This is a genomic window from Streptococcus sp. Z554 (assembly GCF_053010305.1).
On the sequence record NZ_JBRKNV010000008.1, the window covers coordinates 40,448 to 57,538 of the forward strand.

16 protein-coding genes and 1 tRNA gene are annotated in these 17,091 nt (G+C 39.2%); 4 read left to right on the forward strand and 13 right to left on the reverse strand.

The window, feature by feature from the left end:
• Nucleotides 1-149 precede the first annotated feature (149 nt).
• The 13 genes from ACVC7R_RS07450 to ACVC7R_RS07510 form a co-directional block, all read right to left on the reverse strand.
• Nucleotides 150-557, reverse strand: coding sequence for a hypothetical protein (locus ACVC7R_RS07450; protein WP_447264169.1), 408 nt, complete (start codon nt 555-557; stop codon nt 150-152).
• Nucleotides 558-610: 53 nt separating this feature from the next.
• Nucleotides 611-1,009 (reverse strand): hypothetical protein, encoded by a 399-nt coding sequence (locus ACVC7R_RS07455; RefSeq protein WP_447264170.1) that lies wholly within the window; start codon nt 1,007-1,009, stop codon nt 611-613.
• Between the two features lie 36 nt (nt 1,010-1,045).
• Nucleotides 1,046-1,393: a hypothetical protein gene (locus ACVC7R_RS07460; protein ID WP_447264171.1), complete on the reverse strand. Its 348-nt coding sequence runs from the start codon at nt 1,391-1,393 to the stop codon at nt 1,046-1,048.
• Between the two features lie 167 nt (nt 1,394-1,560).
• Nucleotides 1,561-2,442, reverse strand: coding sequence for a class II fructose-bisphosphate aldolase (locus ACVC7R_RS07465; protein ID WP_061862871.1), 882 nt, complete (start codon nt 2,440-2,442; stop codon nt 1,561-1,563).
• 147 nt (nt 2,443-2,589) lie between these two features.
• Nucleotides 2,590-3,909 carry a sensor histidine kinase VncS gene (gene vncS / locus ACVC7R_RS07470; protein ID WP_447264172.1) on the reverse strand — a complete coding sequence of 440 codons (1,320 nt, stop codon included), beginning with the start codon at nt 3,907-3,909 and terminating at the stop codon, nt 2,590-2,592.
• Nucleotides 3,906-4,562: a response regulator transcription factor gene (locus ACVC7R_RS07475; RefSeq protein WP_447264173.1), complete on the reverse strand. Its 657-nt coding sequence runs from the start codon at nt 4,560-4,562 to the stop codon at nt 3,906-3,908. The genes vncS and ACVC7R_RS07475 overlap by 4 nt, the downstream gene beginning before the upstream one ends.
• Nucleotides 4,563-4,633: 71 nt before the next feature.
• Nucleotides 4,634-6,013 carry an ABC transporter permease subunit Vex3 gene (vex3, locus tag ACVC7R_RS07480; RefSeq protein ID WP_447264174.1) on the reverse strand — a complete coding sequence of 460 codons (1,380 nt, stop codon included), beginning with the start codon at nt 6,011-6,013 and terminating at the stop codon, nt 4,634-4,636.
• A 258-nt stretch (nt 6,014-6,271) separates the two neighbouring features.
• A complete protein-coding gene (gene vex2 / locus ACVC7R_RS07485; protein ID WP_006150586.1) occupies nt 6,272-6,904 on the reverse strand; it encodes an ABC transporter ATP-binding subunit Vex2 in 633 nt (210 codons plus the stop codon).
• Nucleotides 6,905-7,021: 117 nt separating this feature from the next.
• Nucleotides 7,022-8,299: an ABC transporter permease gene (locus ACVC7R_RS07490; protein WP_447264175.1), complete on the reverse strand. Its 1,278-nt coding sequence runs from the start codon at nt 8,297-8,299 to the stop codon at nt 7,022-7,024.
• 133 nt (nt 8,300-8,432) lie between these two features.
• A tRNA-Leu gene (locus tag ACVC7R_RS07495) sits at nt 8,433-8,518 on the reverse strand.
• A 77-nt stretch (nt 8,519-8,595) separates the two neighbouring features.
• Nucleotides 8,596-9,171 (reverse strand): cysteine hydrolase family protein, encoded by a 576-nt coding sequence (locus tag ACVC7R_RS07500; protein ID WP_142557803.1) that lies wholly within the window; start codon nt 9,169-9,171, stop codon nt 8,596-8,598.
• Nucleotides 9,171-9,959, reverse strand: coding sequence for a GTP-sensing pleiotropic transcriptional regulator CodY (gene codY / locus ACVC7R_RS07505; RefSeq protein ID WP_214262154.1), 789 nt, complete (start codon nt 9,957-9,959; stop codon nt 9,171-9,173). The genes ACVC7R_RS07500 and codY overlap by 1 nt, the downstream gene beginning before the upstream one ends.
• Nucleotides 9,960-10,229: 270 nt before the next feature.
• Complete coding sequence (locus ACVC7R_RS07510; protein WP_447264176.1) at nt 10,230-11,804, reverse strand: DEAD/DEAH box helicase; 1,575 nt, start codon at nt 11,802-11,804, stop codon at nt 10,230-10,232.
• A 342-nt stretch (nt 11,805-12,146) separates the two neighbouring features.
• Here ACVC7R_RS07510 and ACVC7R_RS07515 point away from each other — a divergent pair, with 342 nt between their 5' ends.
• The 4 genes from ACVC7R_RS07515 to ACVC7R_RS07530 all read left to right on the forward strand — a co-directional run bounded on the left by ACVC7R_RS07515 (nt 12,147) and on the right by ACVC7R_RS07530 (nt 16,883).
• The gene (locus ACVC7R_RS07515; protein WP_447264177.1) at nt 12,147-13,463 is read left to right on the forward strand and encodes an FAD-containing oxidoreductase; all 1,317 of its coding nucleotides are present in this window, start codon (nt 12,147-12,149) and stop codon (nt 13,461-13,463) included.
• Between the two features lie 97 nt (nt 13,464-13,560).
• Entirely contained in the window at nt 13,561-14,904 is a 1,344-nt protein-coding gene (murT, locus tag ACVC7R_RS07520) for a lipid II isoglutaminyl synthase subunit MurT (protein WP_447264178.1), read from the forward strand.
• Entirely contained in the window at nt 14,904-15,686 is a 783-nt protein-coding gene (gene gatD, locus ACVC7R_RS07525; RefSeq protein ID WP_447264179.1) for a lipid II isoglutaminyl synthase subunit GatD, read from the forward strand. The genes murT and gatD overlap by 1 nt, the downstream gene beginning before the upstream one ends.
• A 114-nt stretch (nt 15,687-15,800) precedes the next feature.
• The gene (locus ACVC7R_RS07530) at nt 15,801-16,883 is read left to right on the forward strand and encodes a M24 family metallopeptidase (RefSeq protein WP_447264180.1); all 1,083 of its coding nucleotides are present in this window, start codon (nt 15,801-15,803) and stop codon (nt 16,881-16,883) included.
• The last annotated feature ends 208 nt before the right edge of the window (nt 16,884-17,091 follow it).

Sequence of the window (17,091 nt, forward strand, 5' to 3'; positions counted from 1 at the left end):
AAAATCTTGCCTTCTTTTTCAACATAAGGAAAGAAAGCCCTAATAACACCCTATTATAGTGCAAATATCTAAAGAAAACAAGTGTTAATTTATATCAAAAATTTGAATCCCTAAGAAAAGATAAAAAGGTGATGCTGCATCACCTTCCTCTACCAATTTAAGTCTTCAATCATGCTTCTTACTTGTGAATCAAGAGTCTTATCCTGCTTAAGTTCTCCAACCAAAGCCTGAATCTGCCGGACTAGATCTGGATCATTGGCATTATAGCATCGATGAAGCATCCAGATATTATGCATAGTAGGTCTTTTCAGAACTGACTCCATCAATAATTCCTCATAACCATGATGATAAAATCTCTCTACAAAGTGAACTAACTCACCTGGAGATCCAAAATCTACTTCTGGATGCTTGGAAATAAAATCTAAGATGGGGGCAACCAAATCAAAGGGTTGATCATAAAGCTCCATGGCATCGATAATCTCGTCTGCCAACTCAAATTCTTGGTCTTCAGCAATTGCATCTTGTAAAGCAAGTAAAATATCATCTCTTGTAAGCATCCGATTCTCCTTTTTCACTTTTCCATATCCTTGTTCGTTTTCGAACTTCTTCTTCACTCATCAAATCTTGTTCGTAAGTAGTTTTCCAACTCCTTTTGGGCTAAACCACTAGGAAGTTCAAACACATACTCATAACCTTCATCACAAAGGGAAACCTTCTCTTCAGCTGGAAACCATTTCCGAAGCCAGATGATATAGGAAGCATAATCTTGTAACCTGTTTGTTGAATCAAAGTAATTTATCACAAAAACATTTTTCTTGCTACTCAGTGAACTTTCCAAGGTAAGCTGAGGACTTTGATAATCCCAAGAAAGCGAGTAAGCTTTTTCAGGATTCGTCCTTGCTCTGATCAAAATACCTGGGAATTTTTCTCTCAAAGCAGTACAAAAAGCTTGTAAATCTAGGAATATGGATTCTTTACTTTCAATAAAAACAAAATCAGCAGTACTCATTAGTCTCTCCCCTTCTTTTTAAACTGAAAACAGACCTTAACCATCAATGGCAAAATTCTCCAGACGCTCAAATGCCTGCCCCTGATAGTCAAAAGAAAAGATATGAATATCATCAAAAGTTTGGTCACAGAAAGTAACGGTTTGTCTCTCTGGCTCGATGATTGGTTTGCCCAATTTTTCAGTAACTTCTTTATCTGTGAAATACCCATAAAATTCTTGTAAATGAGGCAGTATAAATGCAAGAATACGAGACCTATTTTTATGGTAATTGGCTGCAAGCAACTGAGCTTCCACCTCAAAGTTTCCACTTGGCTTTTCTTCCCAAGCTACAAGAACATCATCTACTTCATGAAGGTAGGCTTGTAAGGACTGATCGAATATCATGGCTATTTTTCCTTTCAAAGTTTGATTAAAAAACTAGTTTTACCCAAAAATTCACTAAATGATTCGTTCCATCTTCATTATATCACTTTTTAAATAAGGTTGAGAAGAGTTGAAAAATGAGAAAACCCACCCAATGGGCAGGTTTCTTTTTATATGGTTCAGCTAGATTAAGCTTTACCTTCTGAACCGAATACGTCGATACGTTCTTCAACTGATGCTTGGATAGCTTTTACACCGTCAGCCAAGAATTTACGTGGGTCGAAGAGTTTTTTCTTGTCGTATTCTGCTTCGTTTGCTTCGTAGTCACGAGCAAATTTACGAGTTGCGTTAGCGAATGCGATTTGGCATTCAGTGTTAACGTTAACTTTAGCAACACCAAGTTTGATAGCTGCTTGGATTTGATCATCAGGAATACCTGATCCACCGTGCAATACAATTGGGAATCCTGGAAGAGCTTCTGTCAATTTTTGCAAGTGGTCAAGATCAAGACCTTCCCAGTTTGCAGGGTAAGGACCGTGGATGTTACCGATACCAGCTGCCAAGAAGTCAATACCAGTTTCAACCATTGCTTTAGCGTCTTCGATTGGAGCCAATTCACCTTTACCGATGATTCCGTCTTCTTCACCACCGATAGTACCAACTTCAGCTTCTACTGAGATACCTTTAGCGTGTGCTTTTTCAACAACGTCTTTAGCCAATTTAAGGTTTTCTTCAACTGGAAGGTGTGAACCGTCAAACATGATTGAAGTGTAACCAACTTCGATACACTCAAGTGCATCTTCGTAATGACCGTGGTCAAGGTGGATAGCTACTGGTACAGTGATACCCATTGATTCTACAAGGTTAGCGATCAAGTTGCGAGCAACTTTGTAACCACCCATGTATTTAGCAGCACCCATTGAAGTTTGGATCAAAACTGGAGCTTTTTTAGCTTCTGCTGCACGCAAGATAGCTTGAGTCCACTCAAGGTTGTTTGTGTTAAATCCACCAACTGCATAACCGTTGTCACGAGCTGCTTGGACAAATTTTTCTGCTGAAACGATTGCCATTTTATCAGGCCTCCTGTATATTTTTATGGGACATCCCATTTACATTGTTCATTTTATCACTTTTTAACAAAAAAAGCTAGTTTTTCCTGTAGTTTGAATTGAATTTCTTCTATCTTAAAATATGTAACTCTCCTCAAAGTCCTAATTTTATAGGCCTTTAGGTAGGTTCATATAAAAGGCTAAGTGGTCTTCATAGCGTTCAAATCGATAGTCAATTTCTTCGTTTTCCAATAAACTTTTAACTACGAAAAGTCCCAAGCCAGCTCCCTTACTTTGTCGACTAGAAACCGCAAAGGATTGTTCAAACTTATCTTGCTCCTCAGGTGTACAGGCGTTCTCAATAAAGACCCAACCATCTTTTGCTCCAATTTTTAAATAACCACCTTGAACAGAGTGTTTCACAGCATTACTGATAAGATTGGAAAGAATCAGCTTGAGTACCGAAGGATTTAGATAAGTTTGTTGATCAGTCAGTTGATTCACAACTGAGATTTCCCTCTCTTTGGCTAATAAATCATAATCCTTTAAGAGAAAATCTGTCATTTCAAGAAGGTTGATTTGTTCTTTCTTATCTCTCAATTCTTGCACTGAAGAAAGAGATAAGATTTGCTGAACGTGGTGAGTCAAATCATCCACGATACCCAAAGAAACTCCCAGATAATGGTCACGATCTTTATAGCGTCCAATATTGGCTTTCATATTCTCCAGAAGAATCTTTAGACTAGCTAGAGGTGTTTTCAGTTCGTGGGAAGCACCTCGCAAAAACTCAACCTTCATCTTTTCCAGCTGGAGAATGGCCTCGTTTTTCTCATGCAAATCTGCAATGACCGTCAAGAGATGCTGATAAAGGCTGTTGATTTGTTCTTTAAGATCGCCAATTTCATCCTTAGAATCCACGCGCAACTTCACTTCTGCATCCAAATCCATCATCCGTCGAGTCACTCGTTTAATTTCCAAAATAGGAGCAACAATGGTTCTAGCATAGATAAAGGCGATGAGGAGCGAAATGATAAAAGACGCTAATAAAGTATAAGGCAGAAATTGAAGACTGATGTCTTCTGCTTCTTTCTGCAAATCCATAGAAGCTAAAAACTGCAAGGTCATCGTCTGACCATCCTTAGTTTGAACTTCTCTTTCCTCAATAACCAAGGAGGCCGTTTGTCGTTGTTTATCAATGGGAAGATTATCATTGACTTCCAACTTATCCTGAGTCATCTCCCCCTTAACAGCTCCCTTAATATCACTGCTTTTAGAATAAAGTTCAAGGACTTCCTGAATAGCTTGACTGTCCTTACCTTGGAGGGACTGGGCAATTTCTGTAGCCTTTTGCCCTATGCTCTCCTGACGGTGACTGAGATAGGTCGGAGGAAATAGGAAATAGATGGCCAAATGCAAACAAATGACCAAGGTAGAAAATACCGAGAAGGTATAGATAAAAATTTTTTTAAATAAACCTGAACGTCTCATTTTCTCTCCAATTTATAACCAACATTGCGTACGGTAAGAATACAGTCTAAATCCAATTTTTTCCGTAGTTCCTTGATATAGACATCGATCACTCTGTCAAAAGGAACCTCATCTGTCATCTTCCATACAGCATCGATAATCTGCGACCGTGTTAAGGCTCGACCTTCATTTTTTACCAGATAATCTAAAATTTCCAGTTCTTTTGCATTCACTGCAACTTCTTGACCAGCCACTTTGGCGCTATAGCTGTCAAAGTCTACCTCGGTATCCCTATAGGTAAAAATACGACTTACATCATAATAACGTTTAAAGATGGCATCCACTCGTACTTTTAACAAAGATAGAGAAAAAGGCTTTTCCAAATAACCATCTGCTAATGCAGCAAAGGCACTCATCTTATATTCTTCGTCCTGAAAGGCTGTCAACATCAAGACCGGAACTTGGCTGCTTTTTCGGATTTCTGACAAAACCTCTAAACCATTGAGTTTAGGCATTTGAATGTCCAAGAGAACCAGGGCAACTTGGTGATTTGAAAATTGCTCTAAGGCCTCCAGGCCATCTGCTGCCTGAATGGTTTCATAGCCACAATCCGTCAAATAATCACTTATTCCCTCGCGAATCATGTCTTCATCTTCTACAATTAGAATGTTCATATAAATCCTTTTCTATCAAAAATGCTACCTATATTATATCTCATTTGCATGAGAATAGGTAGCAGGTTTTTTTATTCACTATCCAGCAAGAGTTCTTTTGGTTGTTTAAAGAGGAGATTGCTGGAAGCAAGCGCCATAACAATTATTACAAGAACTAAAGCAAGTACAAAAACGATAGCAAAGTCTGTGGGTTGAATAGAAATATCCAGGCTTGATAGTGTTTTGCTAAAACCATCAACTTCTGCACCACCACCAAGATTAGAGGCTTGGGCTGCCTTACTAGCTTGCTTAGCCACATCTGATGTGACATTTGCAAGAACTGTATTTCCAATAGTACGAGCAGTATAGTTGGCTAGGAAATAAGCTGAAATTAGTGCTGGAATTGCAATCATAACTGCTTCTGTGATAAATTGTCCTAGAATACTTGCTTGTTTAAGACCAATTGAAAGGAGAATTCCAACCTCTTTACGACGGGCGTTAATCCATAGTGTCAGTAAGAGAGCCAGTAGAAGAACAGAGAAGCTCAAGCTACCCCAGAAGAGAAGATTAGCCATCTTGTACATGCCTGAGATAGATTGTTCAAGGGCAGGATAGTTAGATGAACTCTTAATCAAGCTATACATCTTCCAGTTGATACCATTGATAGACCCTAATTCTTGCATGACAGTATCTAGGTTCTTATCTCCAGCTACAAAGAAGGTAGCATCTCCATAAATAGCTGTATCTTCTGTATAACCATAGAGTTGGGCAGCTGTGTGAATATCTGTGATAGCTGTATTCTCATAAAGTTCTTGTGAATAGGTCACAGCAGATTTGTTATGTCCATCAAAAAGTCCTTTGATCGTTACTTCTACTGTTTCCTTGGCTCCTTTTTCATTATCTGCATCGTAGATATTGGAGTTCAGTTTGACCTTGTCTCCTACCTTCCAGCCATGTTTAGCAGCCAAGTCTTTGTGCATGAGAATTTGGTATTTGTCGTCGTTTGTTAAATGCTCACCTTCGACTAGTTTGTAAGAGCCTGACACAAACTTGTCTTCTTTAGAAGAGTCATTGACACCTGTTATCATCAAGCTACTTCCAAAACGTTGAGCTCGATCTCCAGTTAGATTTTTCTTGGTTTCAGGCGTTTCAATCAGTTCATAGCCTGTCAAATCACCGATAGCATTAATCCGTTTGATGTAGGATTCAATAGCTTTATTCTCGGTAATTTTTTTGATATCTTCACCCTTGATATTCCCCGCACCACGTGGAGTACCTTGATTGACCCTGCGGTTGATTTGCATGGAGAAACTATTGGTGATATTTTTAAAGGTTTCCTGAGAAGCCTTGGCTGTCGCTCCCTTGATAGACAAGCCGACCAAACTCAAACTAGCCATCAAAAGAATGATAAGAAAGATCACAATAGACTTGAAAAATTTTCTTGTGACATAGGCAAATGCGTTGTGTAACATAAGATTCCTTTCTAGATTTACTTCGCTTATATGTTTTTATATTTCTTTATTTCCCTTAAATAGTGCGGACGGGAGCAACTTCATTTTAGAATTTCATCCCTAATTTTTGAGCCATCTGTCTCAAAAATCCCGTCCTAGATAATAACAAAGTTATTATCTAGGATACCACTATAGCGGGAAATAACTGTTTAAGAATCACTTCGTTTATAATTACTTAATAGTTTACTAAAGCAATTCCAAAAGTTTAAGAAGTAGACTCTATTTTTCAGTCAGTTTCTTATCCTTCAATTCCAGTGTAATATCTGATGCTTGTGCTACTTCCTTACTGTGGGTCACAACGATTACACACTTGCCTGTTTTCTCAGCGAGAGATTTGAGCAAATCGATGATATCTCCAGCTGTCTTAGGATCTAGGTTCCCTGTTGGTTCATCTGCTAAAATCACTGGTGCTTCCGATACAAGGCTACGAGCAATGGCAACACGTTGTTGCTGCCCTCCTGATAATTGGAGAACATTCCGCTTGATTTGACTCTCATCTAAACCAAGTTCAAGAAGGGTGTCCTTGCTAGCTTTTTTATTAACCAAGCGGATATTTTCCAAGGGTGAAAGATAATCAATCAAGTTATAGTTTTGGAAAACCAAAGAGATATGGTGCATGCGGTGATAAGAATAACCTTGTTCCCGAATATCCTTGCCTTCGAATAGGATGGCACCTTCGACTGGGCTATCAAGTCCTGCTAATAGAGATAAGAGTGTTGACTTCCCAGCTCCTGATTCTCCGATAATACTATAAAACTTGCCAGGTTCAAAATCGTAATTGATTTTATATAATACTGCTTCTGCAGTGTTCTTGTAACGATAAGTAAGATCTTGTAATTGTAGTAAAGTCATGATTTCTCCTTCTTCTACTCAATGAAAATCAAAGGACAAACTAGGAAGCTAGCTGCAGGCTGTACTTGAGTACGGCAAGGCGAAGCTGACGTGGTTTGAAGAGATTTTCGAAGAGTATTAACTAATAGATGATAAAATTTCTTTCGGTGATTTTCTAAATAAAAATAGGAAACAAAGTGCAACTGACAAGCAACTAATAATCAGTAGGAAGATATAAGATTCTCCAAATGATAGAAGACTTGTTGTAAGATTCGTTGCTTTTGCCAGAGTATCTTGTAGTGCAGCTTGGTCACCGCTTGCTAGTACAGTCTTCAAGAGATAGGAAGTAATAGCATTCCCAGCAACAAATGCAGGCAAAATGGATGCCAATGAAACTAGGATGACTTCTAGGCAGAATTGGCTAAAGATTGCTCCTTTTCCCTTCCCTAGTGCCAATAAAATACCAACCTCGTAAATACGCTCTCGTAACCAAAGGGACAAGACCAAGACTAGCGCTCCTACACCAGCAATCATCATGCCATAGAGGAAAATTTGTAAGAAGGTTTGGAAGGTCGAAACTGAATCCTTGATTTGTTCAAACGCCTTATTTTCCTTCTCGACTTGGTAACCTTGGTTTTCCAGAGATAACTTTTCAACCTCTTGAATGATACTATCCATCTCTTTTGGATTTTCTAAATAAAAACGAGCGGCGCTAACTTGATCTTCCTTATTTCCAAGGAGAGTTTGGCTACTTTCGTAGTCTGTATAGACCGTGTTTTCACTAAAATCTGAAGAAAGACCAGTGAATTTCTCTTGTTTCTTACCTGAGAAAATACCTACGATTTCATAGTCTAGCTTTTGTCCACTATTTCCTTCAATTGGTCCAGGATTTAAACTAATCTTATCTCCTAGCTTTAGATTGTTTTTCTTAGCTAAATCTTCATGGATTAAGATTTTTTTACTATCCCCTTTTTCGATATGTCTTCCTTCTTTAAGGGTAAAGGCAGAGCTAGTAAAGGAGACATCCTTAGAGGAATCTTCTAAAGCTACCAAACTGATGAGATTTTTTTCAGCCTCTGTCAAATCATCCCTTTGAATACTTTGTTCTCCAGTAACGACTTCTTTATCAGTTAACTTAGCTATTGTTTCTAGCTCAGGTGAAATCTTCTCAAGACCCTTTATCTTTTTAAGGTCATCTAGTTGAGACAGTTGAAAGGTCTGTTCTGCTTCTATTCTTTTAATAGAAAAAGATGTATTCAATGAGCGATAGAGATTATTTTCTACTGTTTTGTTGGACTTCATGAGCGTCAAACAAGCCGATATTCCAGCCAATAAGACAAATAGAATCAAGAATAATATGAGACTTCTCAGTCGTTTTCTGCTGACGTAAGCCCAAGCTCTTTGAGTGGGATTCATATAGCACCTCCATATTTGTAAAACCATTATAATATTCAAATATGAAATGTTTATGAAATACCAAAAAAAGAGCAAAAATATTTTTGCTCTTTTTATGAAAAATAAAAAGCTAGCCAAAGCTAGCTCACTACTATGCGGAGAGAGGGACTTGAACCCTCACGACCTAAAGCGGTCACAGGATCCTTAGTCCTGCGCGTCTGCCAATTCCGCCATCCCCGCGTCGATTACTTTACTAGTATATCAACTTTGAAAAAAATTGTCAAGACTTTTTTCAGATTTTTTCATCTTGAAATGTATTATTCTGCAATTTCAAGCAAATTTTCATCAACCAATTTCGCACCAAGTGTATTCTTAAAATGTCCAAGTGCAAAGGCATGATTTTCAGGCCAAATGGATGCAACTGCTGGTTTGACCACTTCTATTTGATAACCAAGATTATAAGCATCAATCGCCGTATGCAAGACACAGATATCAGTCAAAACTCCTGTCAAAATAACTGTATCTACTCTACGCTCTCTGAGACGGATATCCAAATCTGTTCCAGAAAAAGCAGAATAGTGACGTTTGTCCATCCAGAAAACACGACTATCATCAGCATATTCCTGATAGAACTCAGCTAGTTTGCCATACAAATTTCGTCCACTAGTCCCAATAATATTATGTGGTGGGAATAGTTTACTTTCAGGATGAAAAACATCATTTTCTTCATGGGCATCGATGGTAAAAAAGATATAATCTCCACGTTCAAAAGCCTTTTGGGTCACCCCATATATATCATCAGATATTGCTTGAGCTGGAGCGCCCGCAGTCAGTTTCCCATGATCCGCTACGAAATCTTCTGTATAGTCAATAGAAATTAGTGCCTTAGCCATTAATAGTCCCTCTTTTTCACTTCTTCAAAAATATCTGGAATTAGAACTTTGAGATAGGTTCCTTTCATACCAAGAGAACGACTTTCAATAATCCCTGCAGATTCAAGTTTACGAAGGGCATTTACAATGACAGAACGAGTGATACCAATACGGTCCGCAATGACTGAAGCTGTTAATTGACCCTCATTACCATTTAATTCAGCTAAAATAGCTGATACTGCTCTAAGTTCAGAGTAAGAAAGGGTATTAACCGCCATCGTTACAGCCGTACGACGACGAATATTTTTCTCATCTTCCTCGCGTTGGAAATTCAAGAGTTGAATCCCTACTACAGTGCTTGCAATCTCAATAAGAATCAAATCATCTTCTTCAAACTTCTTATCATTACGCCATATAATCAAAGAACCCAAGCGAATACCAGACACATGAATTGGAGCAATCGTTGTCAAACCATCTGGAAAGTCCGAACGACTTTCAGTTGGAAAAACACTCAAATCATGTTCTACTGGAAGGTTAGATTCCGTATCATAAATCATATTTGCCGCTTGAATATATTCATCAGGGAAAATTTTTGATTGGAAAAATTGCTCTACACGGTCATTATTGGTCTTGTAGCGCATAAAATATCCCAAGAGGCGTCCTTTACTATTTAAAATGCAGGCGTTGCAATCAATGATATCTGCCAATTGACGTGTAATTGCATTGTAGGGAAGATCATCTTGCAACTTCTCCTCAGAACGCTTTAGGATTGATGTGATTTTTCTTGTTTTTTCTAATAAATGTACCATTATTTACCTCGCATATAATCGCTTTCATTATATCATAAAATTCTGACTACTTCAACAATTATCTGAAAATTGTTTATTGAATTGCAATTCATGACTATTGGAAAATTTTTGCTAATTTTTTTATTTTTCTTATTGACAGCTTTTTATTTTTTTGATAAGATAATATTACAAGATAACAAATTTATAAATCTAAATTCTCGTATGAATTTTTTTATGACTCTCGGTCTCCTTATATAGAAAAGCGATTCACCTCAGTGAATCGCTTTTTTGTTATTTATCTCCTTTGTTACGAATAACAAAGCCTGTTTTCTTCTCGCTTGAAGTATTGCGTGGTTTTTTATTGTCCTTACGGTAACGCTTCTCTTTATCAAAACGATCCTTTGAGCGTCCACCTTTATGATAATCATCACGGCGACCATTGCCACGGCGATCACGATCTCGGCGATCATCACTACGACGGCCACCGCGACTAGACTTGCCTTTTCCACCAAATCCACCACCAGATGGTTTAAATGGTAATGGCTTTTCACGCGCAATTTCAACTTCTGGAAGACTATCTGGATCCTGAACAGTCAGACTCAAGATATACATAGCCAATTCTTCTGGACTAAATTCTGCAGCAAGTTTACGAGCGTCTTTTGCGAATTTCTCGAAGTTCCCACGAATGGCTTCATCCGCAAAATCACGTTCAATTTTCTTGAGAGCAACCTGTTTCTTGGCTTGGAAGGCTTCTTCTGCACTTGCAGGTTTGAGACCTTTCATGCGTTTCTTAGTCAAGTTCTCAATGATTTGTAGATAACCCATTTCATTAGGTGAAACGAAGGTTATTGACTGACCTGACTTACCTGCACGCCCTGTACGACCAATACGGTGAACATAACTCTCAGGGTCTTGAGGAATATCATAGTTGTAGACATGGGTCACACCTGAGATATCCAAACCACGAGCAGCAACGTCTGTTGCAACGAGGACATCGAGGTTGCCATTTTTAAAATCACGAAGGACACGAAGGCGTTTGTTTTGGTCCAAATCTCCATGAATCCCTTCTGCACGGAAACCACGGATCTTCAGTCCACGAGTTAACTCGTCTACACGACGTTTCGTACGACCAAAAACGATTGACAACTCAGGTTGATCAACATCCATAAGACGTGTCATTGTGTCAAATTTTTCTTGTTCTTTGACACGGATATAGTATTGGTCGACCAATTCTGTTGTCAATTCCTTAGCAGCAATCTTGACATGCTCAGGTTCTTTCATAAATTGAACACCGATACGTTTGATGGCATCAGGCATGGTTGCTGAAAAGAGTAGAGTTTGACGATTTTCTGGGACACGAGAGATAATCGCTTCGATGTCTTCAAGGAATCCCATGTTAAGCATTTCATCAGCTTCGTCTAAAATTAAGGTTTCAATATCATGTAATTTCAAAGCCTTGCGTTTGATGAGGTCAAGTAGTCGTCCAGGTGTTCCTACAACGATATGAGCCCCTGATTTAAGAGCTTTGATTTGTTTTTCAATACTTGAACCTCCGTATACTGAACGGACTTTCACACCCTTGCTTCGACCAAAACGGAAAAGCTCTTCCTGGCTTTGAACTGCAAGTTCACGAGTTGGAGCAATTACCAAAGCTTGGATAGTTGCTTCTTCTGTACGAATTTTTTCAAGGGTTGGCAAGCCAAAGGCTGCTGTTTTCCCTGTACCAGTCTGTGCTTGACCGATAACATCTTTCCCTTCAAGAGCTAAAGGAATGGTTTGCTCTTGGATAGGACTTGCTTCTGCAAATCCTGCTTTTTCAATTTCTGCTAAAAGGTCAGCAGATAAGTTAAATTCATTAAATTTCACGTTTTTCTTCTTTCTAAAGATGGTGCGAAGCCATCCTATAGCACTTAATTTATACTTTTCTTTTCATGACGGTTTTTCATATCTTTTTATGAAAGATCGTGTTGCTTCTTTTCCACTAAAGAAAAGTACTGCTTTCTTTGCAACCTATCTAGTATAACACAAGAGAGAGCCAAAAGATAGTAGAATCTTTAAGGAAAATCATGTAAACGATTTTTCTATTTTTTGAACTTGATTCCCGAAAGCTTTCGTGAGACTATTTTAGTCCAATATTTTTTCCCGTAGCAGATTTGTGCAAAAGTTTTTTTCTTGTGCTAGAATGAAATCAAATAGGAGGATTTAAAAATGTTAACATACGATTTAATTGTTATCGGATTTGGTAAAGCCGGTAAGACTTTGGCTGCTAAGATGAATGCGGCTGGAAAAAAAGTTGCTGTCATCGAGCGCAGTAAAGCGATGTATGGTGGTACTTGCATTAATATTGCTTGTATCCCAACCAAGACTATGATTGTAGCGGCTGAAAAGGGCTGGTCATTTGACGATACTATGAAAGAGCGTGGTGCGGTGACTGGTCGTCTTAACGCTAAGAATTATAAAATGTTGGCCGATAATGGCGTTGATGTCATTGATGCAGAGGCACATTTCGTGTCAAATAAGGTGATCGAAATCCAAGCAGGTGACGAAAAACAAGAACTAACTGCTGAAACAATTGTTATCAACACTGGTGCTGTTTCAAACGTCTTGCCAATTCCTGGACTTGCTACAAGTAAGAATGTCTTTGACTCAACAGAGATCCAAAGCTTGGACAAATTGCCTGAAAAACTTGGAATTCTTGGAGGTGGAAACATCGGTCTTGAATTTGCAGGCCTTTACAACAAACTTGGAAGCAAGGTAACAGTCTTAGATGCAATGGACACTTTCTTGCCTCGCGCAGAATCCTCTATTGCTGCTCTTGCTAAACAATACATGGAAGAAGATGGCATTGAACTGCTTCAAAATATCCATACTACTGAAATCAAAAACGACGGTGACCAAGTTCTTGTCGTAACTGAAACAGAAACTTATCGTTTCGATGCCCTACTCTATGCAACAGGACGTAAACCGAATGTAGAACCACTTCAACTTGAAAATACAGATATTGAACTAACGGAGCGTGGTGCTATCAAGGTCGACAAACACTGTCAAACAAACGTTCCTGGTGTCTTTGCAGTTGGAGATGTCAACGGTGGACTTCAATTCACTTACATTTCACTAGATGACTTCCGTGTTGTCTTCAGCTACCTTGCCGGAGATGGCAGCTACACACTTGAAGACCGTCTCAATGTGCCAAACACCATGTTCATCACACCAGCACTTTCACAAGTTGGTTTGACTGAAAGTCAAGCAGCTGATTTGAAACTTCCATACGCTGTTAAGGAAATCCCTGTTGCTGCTATGCCTCGTGGTCACGTAAACGGAGACCTTCGTGGAGCCTTCAAAGCTGTTGTCAATACTGAAACTAAAGAAATTCTCGGTGCAACTATCTTCTCTGAAGGATCACAAGAAATCATCAACATCATTACTGTTGCAATGGACAACAAAATCCCATACACTTACTTCACAAAACAAATCTTCACTCACCCAACCTTGGCTGAAAACTTGAATGACTTGTTTGCGATTTAACCTAAGATACACTTATGAAAAAACAACCTCCTTAGGGTTGTTTTTTTATCCAAAATCTCAAATCTATCTTTTCTGGCTTTTATGATATAATAGAAACATGAAATTAAAAACTACTTTGGGCCTTCTTACTGGGCGTTCTTCTCATTTTATTTTGAGTCATCTTGGACGTGGAAGTACGCTCCCTGGAAAACTTGCCCTTCAATTTGATAAAGATATTTTACAACATTTAGCTAAGAACTACGAGATTGTTGTGGTAACTGGTACCAATGGGAAAACCTTGACGACCGCTCTCACTGTCGGCATCCTAAAGGAAATTTATGGTCAGGTTTTAACGAATCCTAGTGGTGCCAACATGATTACAGGGATTACAACGACTTTCTTGACGGCAAAATCTTCAAAAACTGGAAAAAATATTGCAGTCCTTGAAATCGACGAAGCTAGTCTCTCTCATATCTGTGACTACATCCAGCCCAGTCTTTTCGTCATTACCAATATCTTCCGCGATCAGATGGACCGCTATGGTGAGATCTATACGACCTATAACATGATTTTGGATGCTATTCGAAAAGTTCCTACTGCTACTGTTCTGCTGAACGGTGATAGTCCGCTTTTCTACAAGCCCGCAATTTCAAATCCTGTTCAGTATTTTGGTTTTGATCTAGAAAAAGGTCCAGCGCAACTTGCTCACTACAATACTGAAGGTATTCTCTGTCCTGAATGTCAAAGTATTCTGAAATATGAGCTCAACACTTATGCTAACTTGGGAGCTTATATCTGTGAGAATTGTGGATGTAAACGTCCTGACTTGGACTACCGTCTGACAGAATTGGTTGAGTTAACCAACAATCGTTCTCGTTTTGTTATTGACGGTCAGGAATATGGTATTCAAATCGGTGGTCTCTACAACATCTACAACGCCCTGGCTGCGGTTGCTATCGCCCGTCACCTAGGCGCTGATTCTAAACTGATTAAGCAGGGATTCGATAAGAGTCGAGCTGTTTTTGGACGCCAAGAAACCTTCCATCTCGGGGATAAGGAATGTACACTGGTTCTTATTAAAAATCCTGTCGGTGCTACACAGGCTATTGAAATGATCAAACTAGCACCTTATCCATTTAGTCTATCTGTTCTCCTCAATGCCAACTATGCAGACGGGATTGATACTAGTTGGATTTGGGATGCTGATTTTGAACAGATAACTGACATGGATATTCCAGAAATTAACGCCGGAGGAGTACGTCATTCAGAAATCGCTCGTCGCCTTCGTGTTACAGGCTATCCAGCCGATAAGATTACTGAAACAAGTAGCTTGGAACAAGTCCTTAAAACGATTGAAGCTCAAGACTGCAAGCATGCCTATATTCTTGCGACCTATACAGCTATGCTGGAATTCCGAGAATTACTGGCTAATCGTCAGATTGTTAGAAAGGAGATGAACTAATGGTTTATACTTCACTTTCCTCAAAAGACGGCAACTATCCATACCAGCTAAATATCGCCCACCTCTACGGAAATCTCATGAACACCTACGGGGATAATGGGAATATCCTCATGCTCAAGTACGTAGCTGAAAAACTTGGGGCTCATGTAACAGTTGATATCGTTTCACTCCATGATAGCTTCGATGAAAATCACTACGATATCGCCTTTTTCGGTGGTGGTCAAGACTTCGAACAGAGTATCATTGCTGGTGATTTGCCTGCAAAAAAAGACAGTATCGACAACTTTATCCAAAATGACGGTGTCGTTCTTGCAATCTGCGGTGGCTTCCAATTACTGGGGCAATATTATATAGAGGCTTCCGGAAGACGCATCGAAGGATTGGGTGTCATGGGACACTACACACTCAACCAAACCAATAACCGCTTTATCGGTGATATTAAAATTCATAATCAAGAATTTGATGAAACTTATTATGGATTTGAGAACCACCAGGGTCGTACCTTCCTCTCAGATGACCAAAAACCACTGGGCCATGTTGTTTACGGAAATGGAAATAACGAAGAGAAAATCGGTGAAGGTGTTCACTATAAAAATGTATTCGGTTCTTATTTCCACGGACCTATTTTATCCCGCAATGCAAATCTAGCCTATCGCTTGGTCACTACTGCTCTTAAGAAAAAATACGGTCAGGACATCGTTCTACCAACTTACGAGGATATTCTTAGCCAAGAAGTCGCTGAAGAATATAGTGATGTGAAAAGCAAGGCAGAATTCAACTAATCATTAGATTCCAATATGCTTCGGCAATTGGAATTTTTTTATGCTCTTTTCCCCTTCTCCCTTGCTTTTTCTAGTATTTTTTGCCAAAATAGAGGGGTAGAAAGAAGGTAGCATATGTCTAAATTACAACAAATCCTAACATATCTCGAATCAGAAAAGCTAGACGTCGCTGTCGTATCTGACCCCGTCACTATCAATTATCTCACTGGCTTTTACAGTGATCCACACGAACGCCAAATGTTCCTTTTTGTCCTTGCTGACCAGGAACCATTACTCTTTGTTCCAGCACTTGAGGTTGAGCGTGCAACTAGCACTGTCTCTTTCCCAGTAGTTGGCTATGTGGACTCTGAAAACCCTTGGAAAAAAATCCAAAATGCCTTACCACAGATTGATTTCAAACGTGTAGCAGTTGAGTTTGACAACCTGATCTTGACTAAATATCATGGTTTGAAAACTGTCTTTGAAACTGCTGAGTTTGAAAACTTGACTCCATTGATCCAACGCATGCGCCTCATTAAATCAGCAGACGAAGTGAAAAAGATGATGGTTGCAGGTGTTTACGCCGACAAGTCTGTCAAAGTTGGTTTTGACAATATCTCTCTTGATAATACGGAAACTGATATCATTGCGCAGATTGACTTTGCTATGAAACGTGAAGGCTATGAAATGAGCTTTGATACCATGGTCTTGACTGGTGATAATGCTGCGAATCCACATGGTATTCCTGGAGCTAACAAGGTTGAAAACAATGCCCTTCTCCTCTTTGACCTCGGTGTGATGGTCAATGGTTATGCATCAGATATGACTCGTACAGTCGCTGTTGGTAAACCTGACCAGTTCAAGAAAGATATTTACAACTTAACTCTAGAAGCCCAACAAGCTGCCCTTGACTTTATCAAACCTGGTGTGACTGCTCATGAAGTAGACCGTGCGGCTCGTGAAGTGATTGAAAAAGCTGGCTACGGTGAGTACTTCAACCACCGTCTCGGCCATGGTATCGGTATGGATGTACACGAATTCCCATCCATCATGGAAGGAAACGACATGGTTATCGAAGAAGGCATGTGCTTCTCAGTTGAGCCTGGTATCTACATCCCTGGTAAAGTCGGTGTTCGTATCGAAGACTGTGGTGTCGTAACTAAGGATGGTTTTGACCTCTTTACAAGCACCAGTAAAGATTTGCTTTATTTTGATTAAGCTGAATTATATCAAATATAAAAAAGGACGGGATGTAAAATCTCGTCCTTTTCTGACATTAATACTCTTCGAAAATCAAATTCAAACCACGTCAGCTTCACCTTGCCGTACTCAAGTACAGTCTACGACTCGCTTCCTAGTTTGCTCTTTGATTTTCATTGAGTATAACACTTTGACGCAGTAGCTGTCTGGCTTGAAATACACTTTG